Origin of the sequence: Geomicrobium sp. JCM 19055, assembly GCF_000698185.1 — a bacterium.
GTDB lineage: Bacteria > Bacillota > Bacilli > Bacillales > Marinococcaceae > Geomicrobium_A > Geomicrobium_A sediminis.
This window is the reverse complement of the sequence record NZ_BAXL01000017.1, coordinates 12933-39265: the sequence shown is the minus strand read 5'-3', so window position 1 is coordinate 39265 and position 26333 is coordinate 12933. Positions and strand designations below refer to the sequence as shown.

Genomic DNA, 26333 nt, shown 5'->3' with positions numbered 1-26333 from the left:
GGAGTATTCCTCTCAGCTGATTTTTTGATTATGAATAATTTCATCCATTGTTTTATAAATCGTCTTAACTTTCGGGTCTCCTTCAGCGACCACTTGCTCATTGATCGTAATAAATGGATAAAAACGATCCTCTTCTATAATTTCATGTGCCAGCTGTTCATAACCTGACTTTGGTGCTTCAATATCAATGTATTCAAACGATAATGTTTGCTCTGGATACTTCCGATTTAATAATGCTTCTAACCATTCCATCGTTTCTTTCGAAGAAGGTAAATTAACACAACTGGCACACTTACGCTCTGCACCATAAACGACAACTTCAATAGACATAGCGTTCCCTCCCAAACATTGACGAATTCTTCTTCCATCATACATCGTATTCATAAAAAAATAACCCTAAACATGGATTTTTATGAAGATGGGTATTATAATAGAGGATAAAGAAAGGAGTGTTTATGATGACAGAAACTGTAGACATCACTGGCCAAGTACAAGAAGTACTTGAAAAACTCCGCCCATTCCTACTCCGCGACGGCGGCGACGTTGAATTGGTTGATATTGAAGACGGGATTGTTAAAGTACGTCTAATGGGTGCTTGTGGAACTTGCCCTTCATCAACCATTACGTTAAAGGCAGGTATTGAGCGCGCGTTAGTGGAAGAAGTTCCAGGCGTTGTGGAGATTGAACAAGTATTTTAAGACCTATTCAAATGGGTTTTCTATTTTAAGAAATCGCGCACATTGTGCGCGGTTTTTTTTATGTTCCCCACTTTAATTCTAACGACATCGAACAACAGTCTGGGTTTTCAATGGTCTCAGTCGTTGTCGGAAGTAATAAAAGAAACCGAATACCCGATGGTGTGTACTGAATGTTCGCCCTTGATGTGAACCCAGGAATATTCTGGATCATTTGGTCAACTTGTTGCTGATGCCCTTTTTGAGCCGTTTCGATAAGTTGTTTTGCAAACTCTCGATTTTCTAAAGACTTTAATAACACTTGGCTTTGTTGCAATAAAATTTGAAAGCCACTCACAGACCCTTCTAAAATGGTCGTATCCACTGCTGGAAAGTTTCGGTATGCAGGATGGTGTTGATAATAATGATAAGGTGAGTACCACCGATACATAAACTACCCCCTGTAACTGTGCTTTCTTATCGTATGAGTCTTATTTCTAAAAGGTGAACGGATAAGGTATAAGCTTTTTTACACTCATCATAATAAAAAAACGGCTCCAATGCGTTAACCACATTGAAACCGTCTCTTATTATGATGTTAAAGCGACTGTGGGAGAGATCGAAACGAAAGAACCGTGATCACAAGGCTTAGCTGCACTGACCTCATAATCAGGATAATCTTCTTGAATACGCTTCGCTATTGCTTCACCTTCTCCGCTTGGTGCTAAACATAAAATTGTCGGACCAGCGCCACTAAGTGCCGCTCCATATACTCCGTAATTCAACACATCATCTAATGCCTCTGTTAACCCGGGCACTACTCCCGTGCGGTATGGCTGGTGGAATCGATCCCGATTCATGAGCTCACCTGCTAGTGCAAAGTCACCCGTTAAAAGCGCTGCGACGAGAACATTCCCACACGCACTTCCTTCAATCGATTGTCGGTATGGTAACGTTTCAGGAAGTACTTCTCGCGCTTCTTTCGTTAACAGCTCAACACTTGGAACCATCAAAACAAGATCAACATCAGGCGAAGGTTGCGCCACCATGTTCGTCGATTTCTCCGTATGCATTCCGATTGTAAGTCCACCGTATAAGCATGCCCCAACGTTGTCAGGATGCCCTTCTAATATGCTCGCAAATCGTAATTTCTCTTCTCTTGTTGCATTCATGTGCACCAATTGATCAGCTAGCTCAATGGCCGCAATAATCGCTGCTGCTGAACTGCCCAGCCCTCTCGCTAAAGGGATATCCGATCGCATGTCAACGTGACAAGGTGGTAAAGCCAAGCCTTTCGTTGCAGCGAATGCTCGCGCCACGTTGTAGACCATGTTCGTCTTCCCTGAAGGTATGCCTTCCAAATGGGGAGACGATGACGTGAACAACCACTCTTCACTCGGCCAAACATCTAAATGCAAGTACCGATTTACCGCGAGACCAATTGAATCAAACCCAGGACCTAAATTCGCAGAGCTTGCTGGAACACGGATCGTCATCGTCGCTTCGTTAGACGAGGGCGAGGTTCTGTTCTTCCAAGACATCTGCTGTCCCTCCTTCTACACGATATCGGCTCTTAATTGACGTCACGACATCTAACAACTTCAAGTCTTCAAGCGTCTGGTCAAAATCACCACGGGTCGTTTCGTGCGTAACGATCACAACTTCCGCTAACGCTCCTTGCTCAAATGGCGATTGAATTAACTTCTCAAACTCACGTTGTTCTTAGAAAACACCGCAGTTATCGATTCAAATGCTCCTGCAACATCTTTGGCGTGCAATCGAACGAAGAACTTAGCAGAAACATCACGCTCGTCACTGATTTCAAGTGAAGTCGTACTAGAATCTTCAAGTGCATTCGCAGAAACGCCAAGACGTAGGTGACGAATGACGCTCACTACATCTGAAACGACTGCTGTTGCGGTTGGAAGAGAGCCTGCTCCAGGTCCGTAGAACATCGTCTCACCGACAGCATCACCGTATACATAGACCGCATTAAACTCATCATTAACCGTTGCAAGCGGGTGCTCATCTGGCACAAATACTGGCTCAACCGACACTTCCACACCGTTTTCCTCTTTGCTTGCAAGACCAATGAGCTTCAACGTATAGCCTAGCTTCTTCCCATAATCAATATCGTCACTCGTCACTTCTGTCATGCCGCGCACATAGACGTCATCTAACTCTACTGACGTAGAGAAGCCGAGACGCGCTAAGATAACCATCTTACGGGCAGCATCAAGTCCACCAACATCTGAAGTTGGATCACTCTCAGCGAAACCTTTCTCTTGGGCTTCCTTGAGTGCTTCGTCATAACTTAAATCTTCTTTAGACATCTTCGTCAACATGTAGTTCGTCGTTCCGTTCACGATGCCGACGATCTTCGTAATTTGATCTGAGGATAACCCATCGTTTAACGCTCGTAAAATCGGGATCCCACCTGCAACACTCGCTTCATACATGAGCTCTACTTGGTTATGCTTCGCTCGTTGAAGCAACTCCTCACCGTGTAACGCCATTAAATCTTTATTCGCTGTCACAACATGTTTCCCTTGATCTAACGCTTTTTCAATAAGTTCCTTAGCAAGGGTAATGCCACCCATCACTTCGATAACTACGTGAATATCTTCATCTGTTACGACTTCATAGCCATCCGTCGTATAATCAACAGATTGAAATCCATGACCGTTCGCCTTTTCTAGATCACGAACAAGTGCCTTCTTAACGGAAATTTCATTCAATCCTGTTTTTTTGCACAATTTATGTTGGTGTTCAGTTATAATATGCATAATCCCCGTACCTACCGTGCCAAGTCCTAACAGTCCAATTGCAATGTGTTTGTTATCCATTCGAATCCACCCCTGTTCGATCCATTGTTCTCTCTGCACGAACAATTGTCTTCATAATATGGACATTATAGATCCTATACGTGAAAATAACAAGGGGGTTTGAACAATTTACACAAAAATTCTCCGTGTAAACCAGGCACCTGCCGTAGAAGACGGTAAATGTTCTAAAAGACATTCTGATGTTAAAAGTAAATACTTCTCTTCAGCCGCTAGTTCTTCTTCAAAGTTCACCGCTTCAAGTGAACGATTCTCAGCATTGGTTCCTTCATTCATGTAATGATCTTCAACGACTTCAACATAACTTAACGGTAACAAAAGGCGCGCGCCGATTAATGGCCAGTGTACATTGTTTCCACCTCTAAATTGCGCCCCGTAATAGTCTTCAATAAAACGATACGCCTCCTCACCATCTCCTTGACGATAAATCGAGCGAAGCCGCTCTCCTAAATCCCTCGCCGGGTGATCATAGACAAACTGTAAAGGGAGCTTAACTTGTGTCGTCGTTGGGCTTGCTGCAAACCACGATGTCGGTGTGAACCTCGTGTGATTGATTGAACCGTCATACGGTTGAAGTAAATGTTCCTGCCCTTCTTCAACGAGCCATTGCATCGCCGTTTCTGCACGACCTAAATAATACGGAAACGTATAAAGAAATTGACGATCGAAATCGTTCTTTTGTCTTCTGGCATCCACTTGTTGATGCCAATTTTCAAGTTGACTCATTCTCGTTTCCCAAATGTGCAACCAGTTGCCTAGAAAATTTAGGTCTTTCACATTCGGCATCCACCCTCGACTCACTTCATGGATTTGAGCAAGTTGAAAAGCTTCAGGTTGTTGCGGTTGTTCATTACGATTCGGATCGTCTTGCGGTAAGCGGAAAATGAGTTGTTGCGCACCATCAATTTTTGCAATCACTTTCCCATCCGTCGTCTGCACTGGCATTGCCACATCAATAATGCCTGCCCGCTCTAATTGCCTAGCCCATTCAAACTGGGTTAAGACGCTATCTTCTTTACGTGGGTACGGCGTAACAATGTACGAATTCCCATCCGATTCAAACCCTTCATAAGTCCCTAAATGCCAACGTTCATCACAGTGAAAACCGTATTGGTCATAGATATTCCTCTCAAACACGTTGCCACCTCCATCTCTACTTTTATGTATATGACAAAATATTAAGGTTTTGACAATGACTCTTCTTTGCATAATAATCATACAAGCGTCACACTGAATATAGGAAAACGATTATGATGGATAAGGGGTTGAGTCCGCATGAAAGCTTTATCAACTGAACTTGCTATTGAACGACTCGAAGAGCGTGGGGTAAACGTTGACGACATTACAGAACTAGTATTTGATCTCCAAGCACCGTACGTCACCAACTTAACGCGAGCTACGTGCAAACACAATGTGATGCGTGTGTTATCAAAACGAGAAGTCCAAAATGCCCTACTAACTGGGATTGAACTTGATCGATTGGCTGAAGAGAAGAAATTACGACAGCCACTTCAAGATATTGTAGCTTCAGATGAAGGATTGTATGGCATTGACGAAATCATCGCTCTTGCAATTGTGAATGTCTACGGCTCAATCGGACTAACAAACTTCGGTTACGTTGACAAAATTAAGCCTGGCATCATTGAGAAATTAAACGATCACCAAGATGGCAAAGTCCACACATTCCTTGATGATATTGTTGGTGCCATTGCTGCAGCTGCATCAAGCAGGCTTGCGCACTCGGAAGAAGGCGTTGACGTTCCTGATTAATAGACGTATAAACGAGCGATCGTCATTCGTGACGATCGCTCGTTCTTTGATTATTTGATACTACCTCTCTCATTATCCAACCTCTGCATAAAACTCCCTCATATTGGTATTCTAACGAATAGTTCTAATTTGTGAGGGATGTTCATGTCACTACTACTCAAAAGACGCTTTAAAAAAAAGAAAGCGAAAAGCATCCTCTATCTCCATCCATGACCGTTAATGTAAAGACGATTCAATCCATCATCGGACAAAGTGAAGATGTGACCGTTCGTCACTTTTCATTAGGCAAAGAACCTAAAATAGGCGCAACAATCCTCTATCTAGATGGACTCGCTGACCTTTCAATTATTAACTCTTTATTAGCTCAAACAGTCTTGTTCCCTGAAGGTAAACAACACACGTTGCCAGATCTCATAAAGTTCTTTGAGAAGTCTGGTGATGTAACCGTACATACATCGATTGATGAAGCGGTCAAAGCCTTATTAAATGGTTTAAGCCTTATTTTCATTGAAGAACAGGATTGCATTCTTGCCGTTGAAATGCTCTTCACACAAGAGCGACAAGTAGATATCCCAACAACTGAAAACGTCATCCGAGGACCAAAGGAAGCATTTGTGGAGAATTTATATGTAAATATGTCCCTTGTTCGTCGTCGCATAAAAGACCCTCATTTACGCTTTGATTCTTGGACATTTGGCGAACGATCTCAAACAAAAGTGATGGTCACCTACATTTCAGATGTGATTAATCCAATCATCCTCACTGAATTAGAATCTCGATTACAGAGAATCAATACGGATGCCATTCAATCCAGTGGCGATTTAGAGGAATTAATTGAGGATGAATTTTTCACACCGTTTCCGACGGTTTATTCATCAGAGCGGCCCGATGTGATTACGTCGCATTTATTAGAAGGTAAAATTGCACTCTTAATTGATGGCTCCCCGTTTCCGCTCGTCGTTCCTGCACCTTTTGTTGAATTTATTCATAGTGCAGAAGATTACACCCAACGAGCAGATATCGGTACACTCATTCGCTTGTTACGATTTGCATGTATTTTTGTTGCATTATTCACACCAAGTATTTATGTCGCAGTCACAACGTTCCACCAGGAATTGATTCCTTTTAATTTAATGGTTAGCCTTGCCGCCCAAAGCGAAGGTACACCGTTTCCCACTGTCGTTGAAGTACTAATAATGGAGTTATTGTTTGAGATTATCCGAGAAGCAAGTATTCGCATGCCTTTACCTGTCGGTCAGGCGCTAGCCATTGTAGGAGCACTTGTTATAGGAACTGCAGTCGTGGAGGCTGGGATTATTTCATCAACGGTCGTCATCGTCGTTGCATTAACTGCCATTTCAAGTTTTGTTTTCCCTACTTATTCAATTGGTGTCCCATTTCGAATCTGTCGGTTTATCGTCTTGCTCTTTGCATCTGTCTATGGATTGTTTGGCATTTTCTTATTTGGAATGATCCTTCTTTTACATTTGAGCAATTTAAAGTCTTATGGTGTTCCGTATTTGGAAGGAATGTCCCCTTTTATCCGACGAGAACAAGGGGATGCGATCTTTCGGTTACCAAAATGGTTATTAAATACACGTCCGCGGTTCATACCACAAGATCGAACAATCCGTCAAAAAACACCCAAACCGTCAAAACGTCTGTAGGAGTGATCAATCATGCGTTTCTTAAAGCTAAGCTTATGTAGTTTGTTACTCCTTCTTACTATCCCCTTATCAGGTGTTGGGATCAATATGAATTACGAGAGCTTTCTGTCGTTACAGGACTTGGAATTGATCTTGTTGATGATGAAACCATCCGTCTCACAATTCAAGTCATTAACCCTAGTGAACTTGCGTCACAAGAAGAAGGTACAGGACGCTCAAGCGCACAAAACTATGAAACATTCGCACCAACCATTCAAGAAGCTTTCCGTAAATTAACGGAAAGGCACCACGAAGAGGCTACTATTCACATGTAGCGAGTGTTGTTATTGGTGAACGTGCTGCAAGAGCTGGATTAACGAACTTTTTAGACCATTTTTATCGTGATCATGAAATTCGCACCGATTTTCCAATTGTGATCGCAAAGGGATATGAAGCGAAGGAAATCTTGTCTGTAATCCCTCCTATTGAAGAAATTGCATCCATTCATATTATGAATTCAATAAGTTATGGCGAGAACAGCTACTCGTTAGTCTCTGCAACAACGCTAGATGATTTGTTTGAAAAGATTGTTGCACCGGGCATTGATCCCTATTTAAATGGCATCACCATAAATGGGGATGAAACAGTAAGTAAACAAATTGCCAATGTAGAGGAAGTAAAACCGATTGCTTTTTTTTACAGCTTGGAGATATGGCCATTTTTCGAGAAGATCAACTTGCCGGATGGTTGACCGAAGAAGAAACGAAAGGATTACTTTATTTGACTGGTGAAATTCAAGATACCGCTGAAACATTACCATGCCCACACGCTCAGGAAGGATCGTTCGTTGTGGAAACGTACTCCACAAATACAACAATGGATATTACGTACGAAGGAAATGAGCTTAACGTTAACATCAATCCTGAGATTCACGGGACCATTTCTGAGGTGAATTGTGAACAGCTCGACATTACATCAAAAGAATCACATGCCTATATCCACGATGCACTAGAACAAAAGATTAACGAATTAATTAGCGAGACATTAGCGATAGCTAGAGATGAACACGTTGATTTTACCGGTATAGGTCGTGAAGTGTATCGCGAGCAACCTACCTATGGAAGACGATTAAACAAGATTGGTATGAAGCATTTACACAAGCAAACATTGAGGTTCATACAGAAGCAAATGTCGTCGAGTCCGGAGACGTAAACAACACCTTTAATATCGAGGAATACAAACATGATCATTAAATTGCTCGCCATGTTGACGATACAAATTGTCGCTATGTCTTCTCAACGTCGTGAACTGAGACGCACAAAAAAATAATGACCCTAATTTGATTAAGACATTTTACATTCTTACTGCCGTTAGTCTTCTACTGCCAACGCTCTATATTTTGGGCTACCCAATCCCACGATTAACGGTTCCGTTGTCTCAATTTATGGAGCAATTTCATTTCAATACTTAGGAGATCATCATCATGTCACAAACGGGACAACAATTCCAAATTAAGATTACAAATCCACATTTCTTTGTTCTGCTCACATTTATGTTAGTTGGAACAACGTTTTTAACGATGCCAACAACACTTGCAGATCGTGTCATGCAAGATGGATGGTGGATTCCTCTCGTCTCCATGGTGATTGCCTTTCCATTTGTCTACTTGATGATATTATTTGGACGGTGGTATCCAAATCAATCATTACCAGAGATGCTCGTCACCGTGTTTGGGAACGTTTTCGGTAAGGTTTTGTTAGTCATCGTTCTTCTTTTGCCTTTCTATAACGGTGCAGGGCATACGTACTTCTTCACAGCATTTATGAATACGCATTTTTTTCCGGAATACCCCAACGGAATTCATCGTCCCGTCACTTATGCTCGTCATTATCATTGGTGCGTTTATGGGAATTGAAGTGTTAGGACGAGCTGCGATCATTTCCTTCGTCCCCTTTATCGCTTTTCTTATCTTAATTACGATTTTTAGTTTTGGCGATGTGGAGATTCGCTACCTTTTACCGATGCTTCAACAAGAACCGATGCAGTACGTTGACGCCATATTAATTTTTTCTTCAAAGATTATCACAACGAATCTAGTCTTAATGTTATTTTTCTATCCGAAAAACATTGAAACAAAGCACAAAGCCGAGAAAATGGTTTATTTCGCTTACTTTTTTAGCTGCTTTCTACTGTTTGTAACAACATTCATGGCCATTACAATTCTAGGACCTGATTTAACGAAAGTGAAACTATTTACAGGCTTCTCCCTCGGTCAGCGAGTAGAGCTAGGTGACATTATTGAACGGCTTGAATCGATGTTACTCATCATGTTTTTTTTGTATCGTTTTACTTTATGAATGCGCTTTACTTGTACATCGTTGCAACCGGCGTTTCCTTTATTGCAAAAGTAAACAACTACAAACCGCTCGTCATTCCAATTGGAATCATCTATGCGTACTTTTCTCTAACCGAATTCACTAATTTGATTGAAGACACCGCGTATTACTTTTATGGATCGTTCTTTTTCATCGTACCAGCCTGTTACGTAATTCCACTACTGTTGTTCATAGTTACGATCACACATCGGAAGCGAAATGGTCTACCCCTTTTCCCTGAAAAAAAAGCAAAAAAAAGAAGCCCCCTCACTCTTCCTATGCAAATCGTACATGAGCACAAAAAGACGAGAAGCTTCTAGACTAAAACAACTCTGTAAATGAGCGTATCAAATGTGTCGGTTGAATCTCTTTCGCTTGAACATCTCTATATCTTGTCACACCTGTATCGATGTGTAACGTCGCAACGTTTGCATGAATACCCGCTAAAATATCAGTGTCATAATTATCACCAATCATTAACGTACGACGAGGGGACGTATGAAGTAAAGACACAGCTTGCTTAATGAATCTTGGGTTCGGTTTGCCAACAATTTCTGCTTGTGTTCCGCTTGCAGCTTCAATTGCAGCAACAATCGAGCCGTTTCCTGGCACGAGCCTCGCTCTGTCGGAATCATCTTGTCACCATTTGTGGCAATCAATTTTGCCCCTTCTTGGATCGCGAGCGAAGCTTTTTCGAGTTTGTCATACGTAAACGTGCGATCAATTCCTACGATCACAACATCTGGGTCGACATCTTGCTCAATAATGCCAACCTCTTCTAAAGCGACCTTTAGCCCAGTAGAACCGATAATATAAGCGCTTTTAGGTCGATCGGCAAGTTGCTGCACATGATAAGCAGCCATCAACGCACTCGTAAAAATGTGTTCTCGCTTAGCAGGGATTGACATGCTGTTCAGCTTATCCACCGCTTGCTTAGGCGTTTTTGAAGAGTTATTCGTCACAAACAAAAATTTCTTCTGTTCTTTAATTAGCCAGTTAATAAATGTAACGGCTTCGGGAATCACTTCATTACCACGGTAGACCGTCCCATCCAAATCAAGCAAGTACCCATCATAATCAAGAACGTGCATCGTCTTCCTCTTCAGGTAAAAACGCACTCACTGGTCCAAGTTCTTGATCAAGGTACGTTTTAATACGAGTAGAGAAGCTTTGCAACGCTTCTTTCTCATTCGTTAAAGTTTGTGAAAGTGCAGCGTGGTCTACGTTTAAATAGCCCTCAACGAGTACTTTTCTCCAATTCAACACGTTAAGAAGTGAAGCAGCTTCTTCTTTCGTGAGCACTTTTTCGTCTTCAAGAATGTCTAGGATATCTTGATAACTACCTGGGTCTCTCATAATAAATCCGTCGATCATTTGATTCCCAACATCAATCATCGCTTCAATGTAGCCTTGAGCAATACGTTCAAGCGCCAATTGATCATGCTTTTGTTGCCATTCATTTACCGTTAAGTAATGCCCATAGAGACCATCCATATATGATAATCGTGCGTAAATAAGTTTTCGATCTACAAAGTACATGTTCATCATCCTTTCCATTCTATTATAAATGACGCTCGTCTCTCATGGAAGATGCATAACATCGTCTATGCTCGTCCAATCTATACGTAAGGAGTTGAGTGCAATGGATCGTGACGATCGAAAAGTCAGTCCCGAATCAAACGAATTCGAAGACTTCCAAAACGTGCAATCACAAGAAGAAGATTTGATTCGCGAAGATTTACCAGAAGGACCTTACGGTTCTCCAATTGTTGAACCACCAGGAAAAAGCGAGCCATGGCGTGAAGGTCAACACGTAACGAGTGCATTTACGTATGAAAACCGCAAGCTACACGCAGGAAATGAGCGTCAGTTCCCAGGCTCACACCCGACACATTCTGAAGGTAAAGGCGAAGACGCTGATTAAGCGCTTCGTTTTTATTTATGCCATTTTTACGTGTGTCCATTGGGATGAGTAACACGCTGCGCCCTCAAAAATCAACGTCCAAGGCATAACACAGTTCGGAGGAACGTGAAATGTAAACAAATCACTGCACAGTTTTTGTTCTTCATTCATTAGTTCCATAGGTGCGTTCGATAGCGCAAGCGTTTCGTTTGTTTCATTACGAATGAGGACCGTCATTAATAAATCATTACGATGGTTTGTCGCTACCCAAAGTACCGTGAATAACTTGGTAACCCCACCTTTCACTCGCTTTTTTTATCGCATCAAGGTCACGCTGTGAGAGTGTCCGCTCCCAAGCTGGATGTAAATATAATGGTTCCGTCATGACCACACCTTCTTTCATTGTCCTTACTATATCAAAAGTATACCCGCACATAAAAAAGGTCATTAGGACGAAATCCTAATGACCTTTGCAATTGATTATAAATCTCTTAACGCAGAAGCGATGTTCTCATTACCTGAAATCATATCAAAGCCTTTGCCAATCGTATGCTCGTCTTTTAACGAGGCTAGAATTGTTTCGGCTACGTCTTCTCGTGGAATTTCTCCACGTTCTACTTCTTTTGCAACCTTTACTTTGCCTTTTCCTGCATCATTTGTGAGTAGACCAGGTCGGACAATCGTATAATCAAGTCCGCTTAATTCTAAGAAGCGGTCTGCATAATGTTTAGCGGCACTATAGTACGCAGCTTTTTCCATCCAATTGCTACGATCGTAAACACCGATGGCACTAACGATAACGAAGCGCTTTATGCCGGCTTCCTTTGCAGCTTCCATAGATTTAATCGCACCGTCTAAATCAATCATAACGGTCTTATCCGCGCCAGTATGACCACCAGATCCGGCAGTGAACACTACCGCATCCATGCCTTTCATTGCTGTAGCCAAATCACTGACAGGCCCTTCCAAGTCTGCAAGAACCGTGTTTGCATTCATTTCTTCAAAGGCTTTCATTTGTTCTTCTTTACGAATCATAGCCGTAGGGGTAAATGTATGGTCCTGAACCATTTTTTCTACGGTATGTTTTCCTATTTGTCCATTTGCACCGATAACGAGTACGTTCATGTTAGTCCGACTCTCCTTTTGATCGTCTTCTATTCATGGTTATTCCCACGTCTAAATAAAACCAAACATGTAGGAATTCCTAAAAAAAAGAATCGTGCAAACGCATTGCACGATTCTCCTCTATCCTTTTTTGTCTGATTTGACCTTCTTTAAAATGAAATAAGGACAATCAAAATTGCAAAACTCATACAAATAGTCATAAACGGTGCTCACTTTTGAGTCAAAAGCCGCTTTTTTTGTTGTTATCGTTAAAAAATCCTCGGAGACGCAATTGTTCATGTCCCCAGTCTCCAACGATAAAATCATACTTGTTCAATACTTCGCTGTAGCGATTCTGAAACGCTTCTTCGTCCCAGCCCTCGCGCGACTCTTCTATGAGTTCAAACTGTTGATTATTTAATTGAATCAACGAATCTCACCTCGACTTAGCTGCTAAATTGTTGTTCACTTTGATATTTCGCAGCCTCTTTCCAAACTTGCGCTTTATCCACTTGCTCATCAGCATGATAAGAAGAACGAACGAGGGGTCCAGCTTCACAATGCTTAAACCCTTTGCTCATCGCAAGTTCTTTAAACTGTTGAAACTCATCAGGCGTATAGTACTTGATGACTGGCAAGTGTTTTTTTAGTTGGCTGTAAATATTGACCGATTGTCATAATATCCACGTCATTCGCGCGTAAATCATCCATTACTTCTTCAATTTCTTCTGCTGTTTCTCCAAGTCCAATCATTAAACTCGATTTCGTCGGAATATCAGGGTGAAGCTCTTTTGAATAGCGCAGAAATTGCAGTGAACGATCATACTTAGCACGAGCACGCACTTTCTTTGTTAAACGGCGAACCGTTTCGATATTGTGATTTAGAATATTCGGCCTTGCTTCCATTAAGGTTTTTAAATTTTCCTCTAGACCCATCATATCAGATGGAAGCACCTCAATGGTACATAAAGGGTTTCTTCTTCTTACCGCTCTCACTGTTTCAGCGAAAACATTCGAACCGCCATCTTTCAAATCGTCTCTTGCAACTGCTGTAATTACGACATGTTTCAATCCCATTTGCTCTACAGAATCAGCAACACGTTCCGGCTCATCTAAATCGAGTTCGGTTGGAAGGCCTGTTTTGACAGCACAAAAACGACATCCACGCGTACACGTGTCTCCTAAGATCATAAATGTCGCGGTTTTGCGAACTGCCCAACACTCATGAATGTTAGGACAACGAGCTTCTTCACAGACCGTATGTAAGTTTTTCTCTCGCATCATTTTCTTTAAGCCAGTGTATGATTCATTCGTATTTAATTTTATTTTCAGCCAATCCGGTTTTCGCACGTGTTCAGTTTTTTCGCTCATTTCATCACACCCTTCTTCCCAATTTTACCACGAGTCATCTTAGGGTCCAAGTTATGCTTTTTAGTATAAAAAGTAAGATCTGTTCCATAGTAAGAAGACATCGTTGAAGAGGGGTTAAAATTGATGAATTCGAAAGTAATCCTCCGTTTTTTATTAATCGTCTGTTTGTTTTTCGTAATAACAAATAGTGTGGGCGCACAAGAAGAACGTACCCAAGATGAGATTGATCTTGAACGTATGCAATTGTATAAAGATATGGATACCGTTACACAAGTTCCATGGCATTGGCTAGCAGCAATTGATGCCTATGAACGAGGGTTAAATGTTGCAAGAAATGATCGAGACAAACCGACAGGTGTAATCTCGATCTACTTTTCACCGCGCGACTGGGTCGGTCCACTAAATCCAGACCTTGAAGATACTGATGCTGATCGGATTAGTGTTTTTGGCGGAATTGGTCTTGATGGCGATGGTGATGGGCAAGCGGATCGCCATAATGATGCCGATGTGCTTTATACGATGGCTCGGAAATTATCGACATATGGCTTTGATGATGAAAACATCCGCATTGCGCTCTGGGATCATTATCAGCGAGATCAGACGGTTCGAATTATACACGGTCATGCAAACGTCTTTGAAAAGTTTCAAACGATTGCGCTACATGATAACGCGTTTCCAGTTCCTCTTCATTACAACTACTCTTACCGGAGCACGTGGGGCGCAAAACGCGGATGGGGTGGCCGACGAATTCATGAAGGAACAGATATCTTTGCAGGGTATAGCACACCTGTACGTTCAACCACATACGGAACGGTCGAATTAAAAGGCTGGAACGAATACGGAGGATGGCGAATTGGTATTCGGGACTTGGATAACATTTATCATTATTATGCCCATCTTCACGGCTTTGCTGAAGATATTGAAGAAGGATCAATCGTCACGCCTGGATCCGTCATCGGCAGTGTAGGTAGCTCTGGATACGGCAAGCCAGGAACACAAGGAAAGTTCCCACCTCACTTGCATTACGGTATTTATCGAGATAACGGGTACACCGAATGGTCATTTGATCCGTACCCAAAACTCCGCTCGTGGGAACAAAAAGAAAGACAGAAGAGTTGACCTTCCTCTATACTTTAACGTAGAGAATCCGATTGAGGAGGGTCTACGTTGAATATTTATTTAGTTCGTCACGGTAAAACCATTTTTAATACACAAGGCAAAGTGCAAGGGTGGTCAGACACACCGTTAACATCAAAAGGTCGTGCTGGTGCCAAAACATTAGGTGAAGCACTTGCAAACGAACCGATTGATCATATTTATACGAGCGACAGTGGTCGAGCTAGAGAAACTGCTCACCTTATTCGTTTGCATAGTCGCAACGACCAACAAATTGACATTCAAGGAAACAAGGCATTACGCGAGTTGTATTTTGGTGGTTTTGAAGGTGGATACAACATTGCGATGCTTGAAGCACTAAAGAAAGGGTTACCTGATCAATACAAAGACATTCATATGCTTTGGGATGTGCCACTCGATATTGTCGTTGATACGATCTCAGCGATCGACTCGAGTCAACAAGCGGAAAATTGGGAGCAGTATTCGAAGAGACTTCAAGAAGGGATAAACGAAGTCGTTCAAGATGCACAGGCCCAAGGCTTTAATAACATCTATATTGTGTCACACGGGCTTACGATCCGTGCGATGATTCGCTTGTTTGGATATAGCGGGAGTTATGATGATATTGAAAATTGTAGCGTTACATATGTGACGTATGAGAACAAACAGTTTTTAGTACAGCATGTCAATGAAGTGAAATACTAAATAAAAATGAGCACAAGTCCGAAGACATGTGCTCATTGCTATTTATCTACTCTCTAACTTTCTAATGTCTTTAAACTTACGCGTTTCTTTTGCTACAACGCCAGACAGTAGAATTAATGCAATTAAGTTGGGGATTGCCATAAGCCCATTAAAGATATCACCAAAATTCCATACGGTATTAAGTGGTAATGTTGCACCTACGAAAACTGCAAGTACAAAGACAATCCGATAAATGTAAGTGATTTTACCACCGACTAGGTACTCCAAACACTTCTCTCCAAAATATGCCCAGCCAATGATGGTGGAGAAGATAAAGAACAATAATGTAATCGTAACGACCATACTTCCGCCAAACGGTAAAATTGCATCAAATGACATTGCAGTTAATGATGCACCACTCTCACCTGACGTATAGAGATCTGCAATGACAAGTGCAAGTCCTGTAATCGTACAAACGATAATCGTATCAATAAATACTTGCGTCATTGAAATGAGAGCTTGACGAGCAGGGACATCGGTTTTTGCTGCAGCGGCAGCAATTCCTCCAGTACCCAGACCCGCTTCGTTAGAAATAATCCTCGTGCAACACCCATCTGGATTACCGTCCCTATTGCGCCACCAGCGACAGCTTGACCGGTAAATGCATCTGTAAAAATCAAGCCAAATGCAGCAGGTACTTCTGTAATATTGAATCCAATAACGAAAAACCCTGCAATCACATAGAATACAATCATGATTGGAACAATTACACCACTAACGCGACCTATACTCTTAATACCACCAATAACAACCAATCCGACTAAAACCATCATGATGATCCCAGTAATCCATGTCGGAACGTTAAACGTACTCTGTACAATATCTGAAGCTGTATTCGCTTGAGTCATATTACCAATTCCAAAAATCGCAGCGAAGACGGCGAAGAAAGCAAACAACATACCCATCCATTTCCATTTCTTCCCTAGCCCTTGTTCAATGTAGTACATCGGACCGCCTGCCATTTCACCTCGGTAATTCTTTCCTCGATACTTTACACCGAGTATGGCTTCTGAGTATTTCGTTGCCATACCGACTAAAGCGGTAATCCACATCCAAAATACCGCTCCTGGTCCCCCTAAGACGACAGCTGTTGCTACACCAGCAACGTTCCCTGTACCTACAGTTGCTGCTAGTGAAGTCATTAACGCTTGAAAGTGTGAAATGTCACCTTCGGAGTTCTTGTCTAAGTTTTTCTTAAAAACGAGCTTCATTGCATATGGGAGCTGCGTAAATGAATAAAAGCCTAATCTAAATGTAAGATAAATCCCGGTCCCTACAAGTAATACAATTAACGGTAATCCCCAGACAAAGTCCGCAGCGGCAGCTGCCCAATTGTCAATCCACTCAATCATCTCATCACCCCACTATAAGTAGTAAAGAACCTCGGTGCCTTTAAGCACCAAGGTCCTTAATTAAGATCCAAATATGTTTAAAGCTAAAATTATAATGATCATCGCTGGAGCGATAAAACGTAGTAGGATTAAATAAAGTGTTGCAATCATCGGATTTCTAAAATCGGCTTCATCCAAAGTGGCTCTCTTCGTCCAACCCCAGCCAACAAGTAGGACGACGATTAATCCACCAATTGGTAAGAAATAACTGTCAGTCAGGGTATCAACAAAGTCTAAGAATGGTAATCCGAAGATTAAAAACTCTGATAACGGACCACCTTGACTTAACGCTGAAGGAACTCCTAGCACTGTAATGAGCGCACCCAGAATTAACGTAGCTTTTTGGCGGCTAATTTTGAAACGTTCAATGGCTGCTGAGATACTTACTTCAGCTAAAGAAATTGCTGATGTTAGTGCTGCAATAAAGACAAGGAAGAAAAACGCAATCGCAAAGATCGTTCCGGCACCAGCCATTTGGTTAAATACTTCTGGCAATACAACGAATATGAGCGCTGGTCCTTGTGAAGCTCCATGCCGATTGCATACACTGCGCCAAAGATAGCAACCGCAACGACAATGGCAAACAATGTATCTAAAATAACGACATTACGAGCTGTTGCCGGTAAATTCGTACCCGTTTGCCTAGATAGGTAGCCACCATACGTAATCATAATCCCCATACCAAGAGATAACGTAAAGAACGATTGACCAATTGCAGCTAAATATAACGCAGGGTCAGCAAGAGCACTCCAATCTGGAATGAATAAAAAGCTCATTCCTTCTAATGCGCCGTCTAATGTTAAACTGTAACCAGCTAAAATAACTAATATAATTGCAAGTAACGGCATGAAAATCTTACTGCTAAGTTCTATACCCTTTTGAACTCCAAAGTATAAAATCCCAACAATAATTGCCATAACGACAACAAGCCAGAAGATCGGTGTCCAAGTCGCTCCTATTGTATCAAGGAAGTACCCTTCTACTCCTCCACTTTCCACTTGTTGTACAGACCCCATTAAATACCCGAACATGTAATGCAATACCCAGCCTGTAATAACTGCGTAAAACGATACAATCAAAAATGAAGTCGTGACCGCTAGCCAACCACCAGCGACCCACACTTTAGATGGTGCTGTTTTACGATATGAACCTACTGCATCTAACTGCCCTCTTTTACCTATTGAAAATTCAGCCAAAATTACTGGTAAACCTATGACAGCAACACATACGAGGTAGACGAGCAAAAATGCACCGCCCCCGTATTCTCCAGTAATATAAGGAAAACGCCAAATATTCCCTAGTCCAACTGCTGACCCCACTGCCGCCAACATAAAACCAACCTTCGTTCCCCATTGCTCACGAGCCATGTAATACCCCCCTTTTGTATTTGTATAGAAAATTATAAAATTAATGTTGAATTTTGTCAAAATAATCTAACAAAACTCATTATTGTTGATTCGTTTCCTCAGCCCCTTCCTCTGCATCTGGACTTTGCATCTCAACACTTTCTTCATTACCACTAGGCATAATTGCTGGGACAGGCATCCCTCCTCCTTGACCGTAATAATCAGGCACATCTCCTGGTATAAACACCATTCCAACTGGTACGGAATAGGTGACACTCGTTTCATCGGTACCAAATGGAATCACCACGCGCACGTCCATATCAATGGCTACACTAATCCGAAGATACGTATTGTTAATCCCGACGTTTTCAATTCGCTCTTCCATATCGGCGTGAATCTCTCCAATTACGGAAAAACTTACCGGAACTCGAGGACCTAAATTGGCAAGTAATGCATTACCAGTCGCCATCCCGAGTGGGATTGTGTAAATGGCACCGTCTTCAACGGTTCCAACCCCTCGATCTTCATATTCTTCATCGACACTTCTCGGTGGATCTCCTTGTGTAATTCCCCGCTGAATTTCATGTAAGTAATCTTGAACGACCATCGTAGAATCAGACAATACTCGATTGTACACTTGCGCATTAAATGCCAAAGAAGAGATATCTCCATTGTCACTTCGCTCGATTAGAACAAGATCATTCATGTCTTCTTGATGAGTCATCTCTTGTGAAATCGCTTCAGTAACAGCGTGCTGTGCGATTCGTTTCGTTTCAACAACGGCTATGGACATCAGCGACGGTCGTATATGTTTATCTACAAAATAGAGACCTTGAATTGTCATTACGAGAAAGATTCCAATTGAGATTAAGAAAACATACTTAAATGGCAGTGGACCACCTTTTTTTTGCTTAGGTTTCGCGATTTTTGATCGTTTTAACGCCATACAAAAATCCCCTCCTAGCATGATGTATATGCAGGAAGGGACGTGTTCAACCATGAGAATTCCGTTACAAATTATTTCTCTCGTTCGTATTGCTTGAATGTATGTGGATACTTGTTCTTTTCATCGACGGTTCCTGATTTCTCCCACGTTAGTTTCCACTCACCGTTTTTGTAATCAGGGAAGTAGCGATCCGCGTCAAACTCAGCTTCGATTTCTGTAACGTAGATTTTCTCGACACGATCGATCGCTTGTTCATACACCGAGCTGCCTCCAAAGATAAAGGCTTCCTCTTCATCCTTGCATCGTTCCACTGCTTCGTCTAGTGATTGGACCACTTCTGTTCCTTCAAATGACCAATCCGGTTGACTCGTAATGACGATGTTGCGACGCTTCGGTAACGGTTTGCCAATCGATTCAAAGGTAGAGCGTCCCATAATGAGGGCGTGACCGGTCGTCACTTCTTTCAAATATTTAAAGTCAGCTGGTAAGTGCCAAGGCATCTTGTTGTCTTTTCCAATCCCACGATTAATATCATGTGCGACAATCATCGATAGTAGCATGTGTTCCTTACCTCCTTAAACCGCAATCGGTGCTTTAATTGAAGGGTGTGGCTCATATCCTTTTAGAACAATATCGTCGATATCAAAATCAAAGATGGAGCGCTCTAATGCTTGTTCTTGAATGACTAATTCAGGTAGATCCTTCATCTCTCTTGATAATTGTTCGTTCACTTGATCGATGTGATTCGTATAAATGTGAGCATCACCAATGGTATGAACGAATTCACCAACATCTAGACCACACTCTTTAGCAATCAGATGCGTCAATAACGCGTAACTTGCGATATTAAACGGAACACCTAAAAATAGGTCCGCTGAACGTTGATACAGCTGACATGACAGCTTGCCATCGGCTACGTAAAATTGGAACAACGTGTGGCAAGGTGGTAACGCCATCGTAGGAACGTCTTCTGGGTTCCAAGCAGATACGATCAAACGCCTAGAATTCGGGTTTGTTTTAATCATGTCAATGACGTCTGCGATTTGATCAATCGTCTCATCTGTTGTCGTCTTCCACGCTCGCCACTGTTTTCCGTAAATATCCCCGAGTTCCCCGTATTTCGCTGCAAACACATCATCAGTCAAAACTTGTTCTTTAAACGACGCAATTTCTCGTAAGTACACTTCTTTAAACTGCTCGTCTTGTTCAGCGCGAAGGGCGAAGTCTTTCATATCAGGTCCGGTGTAGGCGTCACTCGCCACATACCTCTCAAATGCCCATTCATTCCAAATGTTGTTGTTATGCTTAAGCAAGTATTGAATGTTCGTCATGCCTTTTAAAAACCAGAGCAATTCGCTTTTGATTAATTTGAATGGCACGCGCTTCGTCGTAAGCATTGGAAACCCTTCAGACAAATCAAAGCGCATTTGCTTACCAAAAGCTGAAATTGTACCTGTGCCTGTCCGATCGGACTTTTTATCGCCATTGTTTAATACGTCTTGGAGAAGATCTAAATATTGCTGTTCGCTCTTACTCATCATTTGTACCCCTTTATAGATGGCGCACCAATACGAATATTGATGCGCAGATGCTATTATTTCATTTTCAATAAAGCTTCTCGGCCTGTCATTCCGACTGTAATACCCAACTCTTCTGCAGCAATCGTCACCGATTCAAGTGGCGCATCAAGGAGTTGATCTATCGTTCTAACGCCTACTGCGCGACCAGCGACAATGCCACGGTCTTTTAGTTTATCATTTAATAATTGAACATCAAGTGCCCCGCACATAATGTACCCTACGCTGTTCGTTACTGCCATAAAGTTCGTTTTCGGTAACTTCATTGATACAGCACTAAACAGTTGCCCATCAATTTCGACCGGTTCCATTTCTAACATTTAACCCCCGCCTTTCACGAATATCAGTCATTCTTAGTAGTCTATGAAAAGCCTATTTTCTTCGTATAGGCAAGTAGTCATGATTCAGTGTTTTTCATTAGCGCCCACAACAAAACGTCACGAATAAGTTCTGGCATCATATATCGTTTTGATGTACTTTGCACAATCTCAGGATAAAGATTCCCAAACGTTAACATATCTGGCACAGCAATCGTATACCATTTGTCCTCAATTAGAGGGCTTCCTTCTTTTAAAATGGAAAGAACGTCGTATTCACCTTCCGTTGTTTCAACGACTTCAACGTTTAACCCAGCAAACACCATTATCCCAAGCTTTACCCCTCTAAATCCATAGCCTTTTAATGGTAAATGTACCATCTTACTCGTAAACGACCGTTCAATCGCTGTTTTGATGTTGCTTCCTTTCACTTCAACGATACAAGGATTGATTGGATGGGGGCAAATTCGGTGCAAATCACCTTTCGTAACGGCCCCTTCGCGTAGAGACGCTAAGATGATGCCGCTGTGCATCATGGAGATCTCCGTGTTGCACCACTGCCTTAAATGTTCAACTAAAAATGACGCAAACGTTGAAGGTTCTGTCCAAGAAATGTCTAGCGGGCGATCCAACACGGCGACTCCTTCACGAAACGACGCATCTGCGGACTGTTGTAAACGCTCTAACACGGCTTCCGTTGCCAATGAGCTTTCAGCAGCAGCGTCAATTGATTGAAGGGTACCTTCTTTCGAAGTTACTTGCCGTTGATCAATCTGCAACGTAATTTTTCCAAGGTCAGTGCCAAGCTTCCCCGTCTGAGCGATCAAAGTACCCTCAATTTCTATTGCGGGATCTAATCGATGATGCGTGTGCGCACCGAGGATTACATCAATGTCATAGTCCGCTGCAATTCGTTCATCCATGAAATAACCGAGGTGTGAGAGCAAGACGACAACATCACATTGCTGTTTTAACACTGGCAATTCTCTCTCCAACGTTACGATTGGGTCTTCAATGACCAGCCAAGCTCTGTATAAAATGGGTAAAAGGCTGCCGTTAAGCCGAGCATGCCAATTGTTGTTCCACTTTGAAGTGTATGGATGCGACTTGGCACACACCACGATGGTCGAACATAATTTTCATTGAACAAATTCGCAACGATCACGTCGAACTTCGCTTGATCATACAAGTGGTCTAAGCTGTCTTTCGAGAACGTAATTCCTTCATTGTTGCCGATCGTCACATAATTAACGGGTGAAGCATTGAGTAGCTCGATGTTGCCTTGTCCACTTGTCGCTTCTGTAATGGCATGAACACGATCCGCATGATCCCCTAAGTCAAAAAACAAAACGTCTTCATTTCGATCTTCATGAAGAACTTTTTTTTGTCTCGAGATAGTGGACAATCTTCGGCCATTGTGAAAGTTGGCTATGCAAGTCATTGGTATGGTAAAAATATACGGTCTCTTTACTCAAACTCTCACCGCTCTTCTTCGCTGAAAAGGGACAATTGCTTCGGTGCTAACCCTTCATACGATAAATTCGCACGCTCCATATACGTTCGTGCATTACCTGAGGCATGTCCGCCGGAGTTGTTGTTAAAAATAACATAAACGTCCTCTGATTGTGCGTGTAACTGCTCGGCGTATTCAATCCATTGATCGATTTCTTCTAGGTTGTAATCGTATAGATAACGAACTTTTCTCCAATTCGCTCCTGCGGTCTCCTTGCGCCAACCTGCTCGGTTACGACCGTGAAGTCGGATGAGCGTCTTTCCTTTCGTTGTCGCGATCGGTACAATCGGAATCGAGCCAACGCCCGCTTGTGGCTCATCGCACACAGAGTGAATAAACTGATGTTCTGATAGAAATTGAATTGTCTTCTGACGATAGTGTTCCTCATACCAACTTTGATGACGAAATTCTACCGCAACAGGCAAGCCATCTAAGTACGTTCGCATCTGCCGAAGGGTTTGGACATTCTCTTTCGTACAATCAAACCACGGCGGATATTGGCAAAGCACCATCGCTAACTTTCCAGACTCCATGACTGGATGTAACGACTCCTTAAATGCTTGAAACATCACTGCTTCCGACTCAAAAGGAGGCTTTTCTTGTAACTGGCCTGTCATTCCAGCGTATGCTTTGACGATGAACCTGAAGTTATCAGGCGTTTCATCCATCCACTTTTGCCACGTAGAATGTGGTTGAACTGCATAATACGTACTATCAACTTCAACCGTCGGAAAAAAAGCTCGCATACGTAGAAAGTTTATCTATTGCTCTCGTCTGATCTGTATACAATTGATCGTGGTCTCCCCAACCCGTTAATCCTACATAAATCATCTCAATCACCGCTCGCTCTCTATTGTTCTAGTTTATCACGAGAGCGTTGTGCATTTCATTCAATTACGATGTAATTGTGCAATTCTTCTTCAGTGATCGCAAAGTACTCACATAAAAATTCCGACATATCCTCTGTAGAAATCTGCTCACCCATAAACTCGTTGCTGAATTCTGACAAAAATTGTTTGGGAGCTTCCTGCACATTATCATCTTGCCAACTCTCTTCGATAAGTTCCCAAAGGGCTGCTCTCGGTAGAACTTGAGTAAAGAGATGAAATTCATCGTTGATATAATCTTCACGATGAAGATTTACGGGTAGGACGTACTCCACCTCTTCGTCCATTTGCGATTGAAGAGCTTCAGCATCGACACCGCCATTAAACGTTTCCAAAGTCATCATAACTAGTACATTCTTTATCCAAAAATCGGTTTGTAGTTCTTCTAAATGAATAGAATCATACCAAAGTTGAATAAGTTCATATATCAACCACCCGCTTTCACTGCCTCCTTGCATGTTTGTTCGATGAACAAAAGTTCCCGGTAATTGAAACATAGTCTGGTGCTCATCTTCGACAAAAATCAGTTGATCGCCTGGATAAGGACCGATGATGTCTTCTAACTGTTTTATTTTATCTAAAGCAATTTCAACGTCCGGTGGCTGAACGTTAACTGACAAAACATTCGTATCACCGACTGTTGTTTCGATTTCATTAATCTCTTCAGGCATTACAATGGTCGAAAAAACATCTGTATCTTCAATCTCAATCGTTGATTCGTCTACCTTTTCACCTGCAGATGTTAGCACCTGTTTCCCTTGTAAATCATACGTCAGCGTGTAATGATTCTTCGCTAACCGAGCCATACGATTATAGGTGTTGTTCGACTCAAACACTTGCCATTCCCCTTGAACATAATCTCCAAGCAAAGGGTACCAAGGTCGGATCGCTTGAACGCTCCCCGCTTCCCCCGGATAAAATTGATACGATAACTCCACAACCGCTCGGTCATTCGGACGAATAAACTCATTTAAGTCAATTGCAAAGCGCGATTGGACTTGTCTCGTCTCTGCTTCATCCCCATTAACCGTTACTTCAATATCAAAAGGCTGTAAAAAATGTTCAAAATAAAACAATAATTCGTTCCATGAATCATTCGAATGATTGCTAACATCTATTGAAACCGTTGCACGATAGTAATCGTCTTCTTGTTCTAACTTCATTTCATATGTACTGTTTACCCCTTGATTGCCTGTACTAGTACCACCACCAGGCAGAAAACTCATTTGGTCTTCACAAGAAGGAATAAGCAGAAAACTCATTATCAACAAAAACCACCTTTTCATACGTTTCCCCCTACTACATACCGATGTGAAAAAAAGAGTTTACGCAGGCACATGCCTACGTAAACTCTCTTTTAATGTTTAACCTCTATGAAATCTAGAGAGAAATGAATTAACCAATTGAACCTTCCATTTCGAAACGGATCAGACGGTTCATTTCAACCGCATACTCCATTGGAAGTTCTTTCGTGAATGGCTCGATAAAGCCCATTACGATCATTTCTGTTGCTTCTTCTTCATTCAGACCACGGCTCATCAAGTAGAAGAGTTGCTCCTCAGATACTTTTGATACCGTCGCTTCATGCTCAAGCATGATGTCATCGTTGAAGATCTCGTTGTATGGAATTGTGTCAGAAGTTGACTCGTTATCCATGATCAACGTATCACACTCAATCTTCGACTTCGATCCTTGAGACTTACGTCCGAAGTGAGAGATTCCACGGTAAGATACTTTACCACCTTGCTTCGAAATTGATTTCGAAACAATCGTTGAAGAACAGTTTGGTGCTAAGTGGTATGCTTTTGCACCTGCGTCTTGGTGTTGGCCCTTTCCTGCAATTGCAATTGAAAGAACGTTACCACGAGCGCCTTCGCCTGTCATGATGATTGAAGGGTATTTCATCGTAAGTTTTGAACCGATGTTCCCGTCAACCCATTCCATCGTAGCGCCAGCACCAGCTGTCGCACGCTTCGTTACGAGGTTGTAAATGTTTGGAGCCCAGTTTTGAATCGTCGTGTAACGGCAGTATGCGTCCTTTTTAACGATGATCTCAACAACTGCACTGTGAAGTGAGTTCGTTGAATAAACTGGTGCTGTACACCCTTCAACGTAGTGTACGGAGCTTCCTTCGTCCGCAATGATGAGTGTACGCTCAAATTGTCCCATGTTCTCAGAGTTAATTCTGAAATACGCTTGAAGTGGAGAATCAGCTTTCACGCCTTTAGGCATGTAGATGAATGAACCACCTGACCATACTGCAGAGTTCAATGCTGAGAACTTGTTGTCACTTGGAGGAATAACCGTCGCAAAGTGCTCACGGAAAATGTCTTCATTTTCTTTAAGGCAGTATCAGTATCCTTAAAGATAATGCCTTGCTCTTCCAAGTCTTCTTGCATGTTGTGATAAACAACTTCTGATTCGTACTGTGCAGAAACACCTGCAAGGTATTTTTGCTCAGCTTCAGGAATCCCAAGCTTATCAAACGTATTCTTAATCTCTTCAGGAACTTCATCCCAAGATTTCTCAGAACGCTCTGAAGGCTTTACGTAATACGTAATGTCATCAAAGTCGAGCTCAGTTAAATCGCCGCCCCATTGTGGCATTGGCATTTTGTAAAACTGCTCCAATGACTTAAGACGGAACTCAAGCATCCACTCAGCTCATCTTTAATCTTGGAAATTTCTCTAACGACGTTTTCTGTTAGTCCACGTTCTGAACGATAAATGGAAACGTCTTTATCATGAAACCCATATTGGTATTCGCCAATCTCAGGCATTTTCTTAGCCATGTGAAAGACCTCCTTCTAA

The 26333-nt window shown here is 42.1% G+C and carries 29 protein-coding genes and 6 pseudogenes; 11 read left to right on the top strand and 24 right to left on the bottom strand.

The features are described from left to right. Positions 1-12: 12 nt before the first annotated feature. Positions 13-330, bottom strand: a complete 318-nt coding sequence (locus JCM19055_RS15140; RefSeq protein ID WP_042360371.1) for a DUF1462 family protein — start codon at positions 328-330, stop codon at positions 13-15. Between the two features lie 125 nt (positions 331-455). Here JCM19055_RS15140 and JCM19055_RS15135 point away from each other — a divergent pair, with 125 nt between their 5' ends. Further along, on the top strand, positions 456-698 hold the full coding sequence (locus JCM19055_RS15135) for a NifU family protein (RefSeq protein WP_238554380.1): 243 nt from the start codon (positions 456-458) through the stop codon (positions 696-698). Between the two features lie 58 nt (positions 699-756). Here JCM19055_RS15135 and JCM19055_RS15130 read toward each other — a convergent pair whose 3' ends face one another. The 4 genes and pseudogenes from JCM19055_RS15130 to JCM19055_RS15115 all read right to left on the bottom strand — a co-directional run bounded on the left by JCM19055_RS15130 (position 757) and on the right by JCM19055_RS15115 (position 4654). Continuing rightward, positions 757-1125 carry a hypothetical protein gene (locus JCM19055_RS15130; protein WP_042360313.1) on the bottom strand — a complete coding sequence of 123 codons (369 nt, stop codon included), beginning with the start codon at positions 1123-1125 and terminating at the stop codon, positions 757-759. 139 nt (positions 1126-1264) lie between these two features. Then, positions 1265-2215, bottom strand: coding sequence for a homoserine kinase (gene thrB, locus JCM19055_RS15125; protein WP_152549920.1), 951 nt, complete (start codon positions 2213-2215; stop codon positions 1265-1267). Beyond that, a pseudogene (locus JCM19055_RS15120) lies at positions 2181-3520 on the bottom strand (homoserine dehydrogenase). Before JCM19055_RS15120 ends, thrB begins: the two are co-directional and overlap by 35 nt. A 108-nt stretch (positions 3521-3628) precedes the next feature. Further along, on the bottom strand, positions 3629-4654 hold the full coding sequence (locus tag JCM19055_RS15115) for a hypothetical protein (protein WP_042360312.1): 1026 nt from the start codon (positions 4652-4654) through the stop codon (positions 3629-3631). A 138-nt stretch (positions 4655-4792) separates the two neighbouring features. Here JCM19055_RS15115 and JCM19055_RS15110 point away from each other — a divergent pair, with 138 nt between their 5' ends. The 7 genes from JCM19055_RS15110 to JCM19055_RS15075 all read left to right on the top strand — a co-directional run bounded on the left by JCM19055_RS15110 (position 4793) and on the right by JCM19055_RS15075 (position 9628). Continuing rightward, positions 4793-5287 carry a phosphatidylglycerophosphatase A gene (locus JCM19055_RS15110; protein ID WP_042360311.1) on the top strand — a complete coding sequence of 165 codons (495 nt, stop codon included), beginning with the start codon at positions 4793-4795 and terminating at the stop codon, positions 5285-5287. A 209-nt stretch (positions 5288-5496) separates the two neighbouring features. Further along, positions 5497-6954: a spore germination protein gene (locus tag JCM19055_RS15105; RefSeq protein WP_052366413.1), complete on the top strand. Its 1458-nt coding sequence runs from the start codon at positions 5497-5499 to the stop codon at positions 6952-6954. A gap of 412 nt (positions 6955-7366) precedes the next feature. Beyond that, a complete protein-coding gene (locus JCM19055_RS15095) occupies positions 7367-7684 on the top strand; it encodes a hypothetical protein (protein ID WP_042360309.1) in 318 nt (105 codons plus the stop codon). Next, positions 7645-8145 carry a Ger(x)C family spore germination C-terminal domain-containing protein gene (locus JCM19055_RS15090; RefSeq protein ID WP_042360308.1) on the top strand — a complete coding sequence of 167 codons (501 nt, stop codon included), beginning with the start codon at positions 7645-7647 and terminating at the stop codon, positions 8143-8145. The genes JCM19055_RS15095 and JCM19055_RS15090 overlap by 40 nt, the downstream gene beginning before the upstream one ends. Before the next feature lie 271 nt (positions 8146-8416). After that, entirely contained in the window at positions 8417-8848 is a 432-nt protein-coding gene (locus tag JCM19055_RS15085) for a GerAB/ArcD/ProY family transporter (RefSeq protein ID WP_042360307.1), read from the top strand. Further along, a complete protein-coding gene (locus JCM19055_RS15080; protein ID WP_081833747.1) occupies positions 8811-9290 on the top strand; it encodes a GerAB/ArcD/ProY family transporter in 480 nt (159 codons plus the stop codon). Before JCM19055_RS15085 ends, JCM19055_RS15080 begins: the two co-directional genes overlap by 38 nt. Then, positions 9287-9628 carry a hypothetical protein gene (locus JCM19055_RS15075; RefSeq protein ID WP_042360305.1) on the top strand — a complete coding sequence of 114 codons (342 nt, stop codon included), beginning with the start codon at positions 9287-9289 and terminating at the stop codon, positions 9626-9628. Before JCM19055_RS15080 ends, JCM19055_RS15075 begins: the two co-directional genes overlap by 4 nt. A 1-nt stretch (position 9629) precedes the next feature. Here the strand turns inward: JCM19055_RS15075 and JCM19055_RS25680 are convergent, their stop codons facing one another. Genes JCM19055_RS25680 through JCM19055_RS15065 form a run of 3 tightly spaced genes read right to left on the bottom strand, consistent with a single transcriptional unit; the run spans position 9630 to position 10847 of the window. Beyond that, positions 9630-9821: an HAD hydrolase-like protein gene (locus JCM19055_RS25680; protein WP_193745457.1), complete on the bottom strand. Its 192-nt coding sequence runs from the start codon at positions 9819-9821 to the stop codon at positions 9630-9632. Beyond that, positions 9785-10399 (bottom strand): hypothetical protein, encoded by a 615-nt coding sequence (locus tag JCM19055_RS15070; protein WP_081833745.1) that lies wholly within the window; start codon positions 10397-10399, stop codon positions 9785-9787. Before JCM19055_RS15070 ends, JCM19055_RS25680 begins: the two co-directional genes overlap by 37 nt. Further along, positions 10386-10847, bottom strand: coding sequence for a DUF86 domain-containing protein (locus JCM19055_RS15065; RefSeq protein ID WP_042360304.1), 462 nt, complete (start codon positions 10845-10847; stop codon positions 10386-10388). The genes JCM19055_RS15070 and JCM19055_RS15065 overlap by 14 nt, the downstream gene beginning before the upstream one ends. Before the next feature lie 103 nt (positions 10848-10950). Here JCM19055_RS15065 and JCM19055_RS15060 point away from each other — a divergent pair, with 103 nt between their 5' ends. Continuing rightward, the gene (locus JCM19055_RS15060) at positions 10951-11232 is read left to right on the top strand and encodes a hypothetical protein (protein ID WP_042360303.1); all 282 of its coding nucleotides are present in this window, start codon (positions 10951-10953) and stop codon (positions 11230-11232) included. Between the two features lie 15 nt (positions 11233-11247). On the opposite strand, the gene JCM19055_RS15055 is transcribed toward JCM19055_RS15060, so the two are convergent. The 4 genes and pseudogenes from JCM19055_RS15055 to lipA all read right to left on the bottom strand — a co-directional run bounded on the left by JCM19055_RS15055 (position 11248) and on the right by lipA (position 13686). Further along, complete coding sequence (locus tag JCM19055_RS15055) at positions 11248-11517, bottom strand: SLAP domain-containing protein (RefSeq protein ID WP_042360302.1); 270 nt, start codon at positions 11515-11517, stop codon at positions 11248-11250. A 174-nt stretch (positions 11518-11691) separates the two neighbouring features. Next, positions 11692-12336 (bottom strand): SDR family oxidoreductase, encoded by a 645-nt coding sequence (locus JCM19055_RS15050; RefSeq protein ID WP_042360301.1) that lies wholly within the window; start codon positions 12334-12336, stop codon positions 11692-11694. A 120-nt stretch (positions 12337-12456) separates the two neighbouring features. Further along, a pseudogene (locus tag JCM19055_RS15045) lies at positions 12457-12745 on the bottom strand (YutD family protein). Positions 12746-12761: 16 nt separating this feature from the next. Then, positions 12762-13686: pseudogene (gene lipA, locus JCM19055_RS15040) on the bottom strand (lipoyl synthase). Positions 13687-13809: 123 nt separating this feature from the next. On the opposite strand from lipA, the gene JCM19055_RS15035 reads away from it, so the two are divergent. Beyond that, positions 13810-14805, top strand: coding sequence for a M23 family metallopeptidase (locus tag JCM19055_RS15035; RefSeq protein WP_042360300.1), 996 nt, complete (start codon positions 13810-13812; stop codon positions 14803-14805). 48 nt (positions 14806-14853) lie between these two features. Further along, a complete protein-coding gene (locus JCM19055_RS15030) occupies positions 14854-15507 on the top strand; it encodes a histidine phosphatase family protein (RefSeq protein WP_042360299.1) in 654 nt (217 codons plus the stop codon). 42 nt (positions 15508-15549) lie between these two features. On the opposite strand, the pseudogene JCM19055_RS15025 reads toward JCM19055_RS15030, so the two are convergent. From JCM19055_RS15025 to sufB, 12 genes and pseudogenes are all read right to left on the bottom strand, one after another. Beyond that, positions 15550-16898: pseudogene (locus JCM19055_RS15025) on the bottom strand (alanine/glycine:cation symporter family protein). A 60-nt stretch (positions 16899-16958) separates the two neighbouring features. Then, positions 16959-17411: a hypothetical protein gene (locus JCM19055_RS32015; protein ID WP_370543173.1), complete on the bottom strand. Its 453-nt coding sequence runs from the start codon at positions 17409-17411 to the stop codon at positions 16959-16961. Then, positions 17348-18304, bottom strand: a complete 957-nt coding sequence (locus JCM19055_RS15020; protein ID WP_307190006.1) for a sodium-dependent transporter — start codon at positions 18302-18304, stop codon at positions 17348-17350. The genes JCM19055_RS32015 and JCM19055_RS15020 overlap by 64 nt, the downstream gene beginning before the upstream one ends. Before the next feature lie 79 nt (positions 18305-18383). Next, positions 18384-19229, bottom strand: coding sequence for a sporulation protein YunB (yunB, locus tag JCM19055_RS15015; RefSeq protein ID WP_042360298.1), 846 nt, complete (start codon positions 19227-19229; stop codon positions 18384-18386). Between the two features lie 71 nt (positions 19230-19300). Beyond that, the gene (locus tag JCM19055_RS15010) at positions 19301-19789 is read right to left on the bottom strand and encodes a dihydrofolate reductase (protein ID WP_042360297.1); all 489 of its coding nucleotides are present in this window, start codon (positions 19787-19789) and stop codon (positions 19301-19303) included. 15 nt (positions 19790-19804) lie between these two features. Continuing rightward, complete coding sequence (locus JCM19055_RS15005) at positions 19805-20767, bottom strand: thymidylate synthase (protein ID WP_042360296.1); 963 nt, start codon at positions 20765-20767, stop codon at positions 19805-19807. A gap of 56 nt (positions 20768-20823) precedes the next feature. Further along, positions 20824-21126 (bottom strand): YunC family protein, encoded by a 303-nt coding sequence (locus tag JCM19055_RS15000; RefSeq protein WP_042360295.1) that lies wholly within the window; start codon positions 21124-21126, stop codon positions 20824-20826. 77 nt (positions 21127-21203) lie between these two features. Continuing rightward, positions 21204-22118, bottom strand: a complete 915-nt coding sequence (locus tag JCM19055_RS24290) for a bifunctional UDP-sugar hydrolase/5'-nucleotidase (RefSeq protein ID WP_265182221.1) — start codon at positions 22116-22118, stop codon at positions 21204-21206. A gap of 2 nt (positions 22119-22120) precedes the next feature. Continuing rightward, positions 22121-22528, bottom strand: coding sequence for a hypothetical protein (locus tag JCM19055_RS24285; RefSeq protein WP_152549916.1), 408 nt, complete (start codon positions 22526-22528; stop codon positions 22121-22123). Positions 22529-22602: 74 nt separating this feature from the next. Continuing rightward, positions 22603-23467, bottom strand: a pseudogene (locus JCM19055_RS14990) (DUF72 domain-containing protein). A 55-nt stretch (positions 23468-23522) separates the two neighbouring features. Further along, positions 23523-24809, bottom strand: a complete 1287-nt coding sequence (locus JCM19055_RS14985; RefSeq protein ID WP_152549915.1) for a hypothetical protein — start codon at positions 24807-24809, stop codon at positions 23523-23525. A gap of 109 nt (positions 24810-24918) precedes the next feature. Continuing rightward, positions 24919-26314: pseudogene (gene sufB / locus JCM19055_RS14980) on the bottom strand (Fe-S cluster assembly protein SufB). Between the last annotated feature and the right edge of the window lie 19 nt (positions 26315-26333).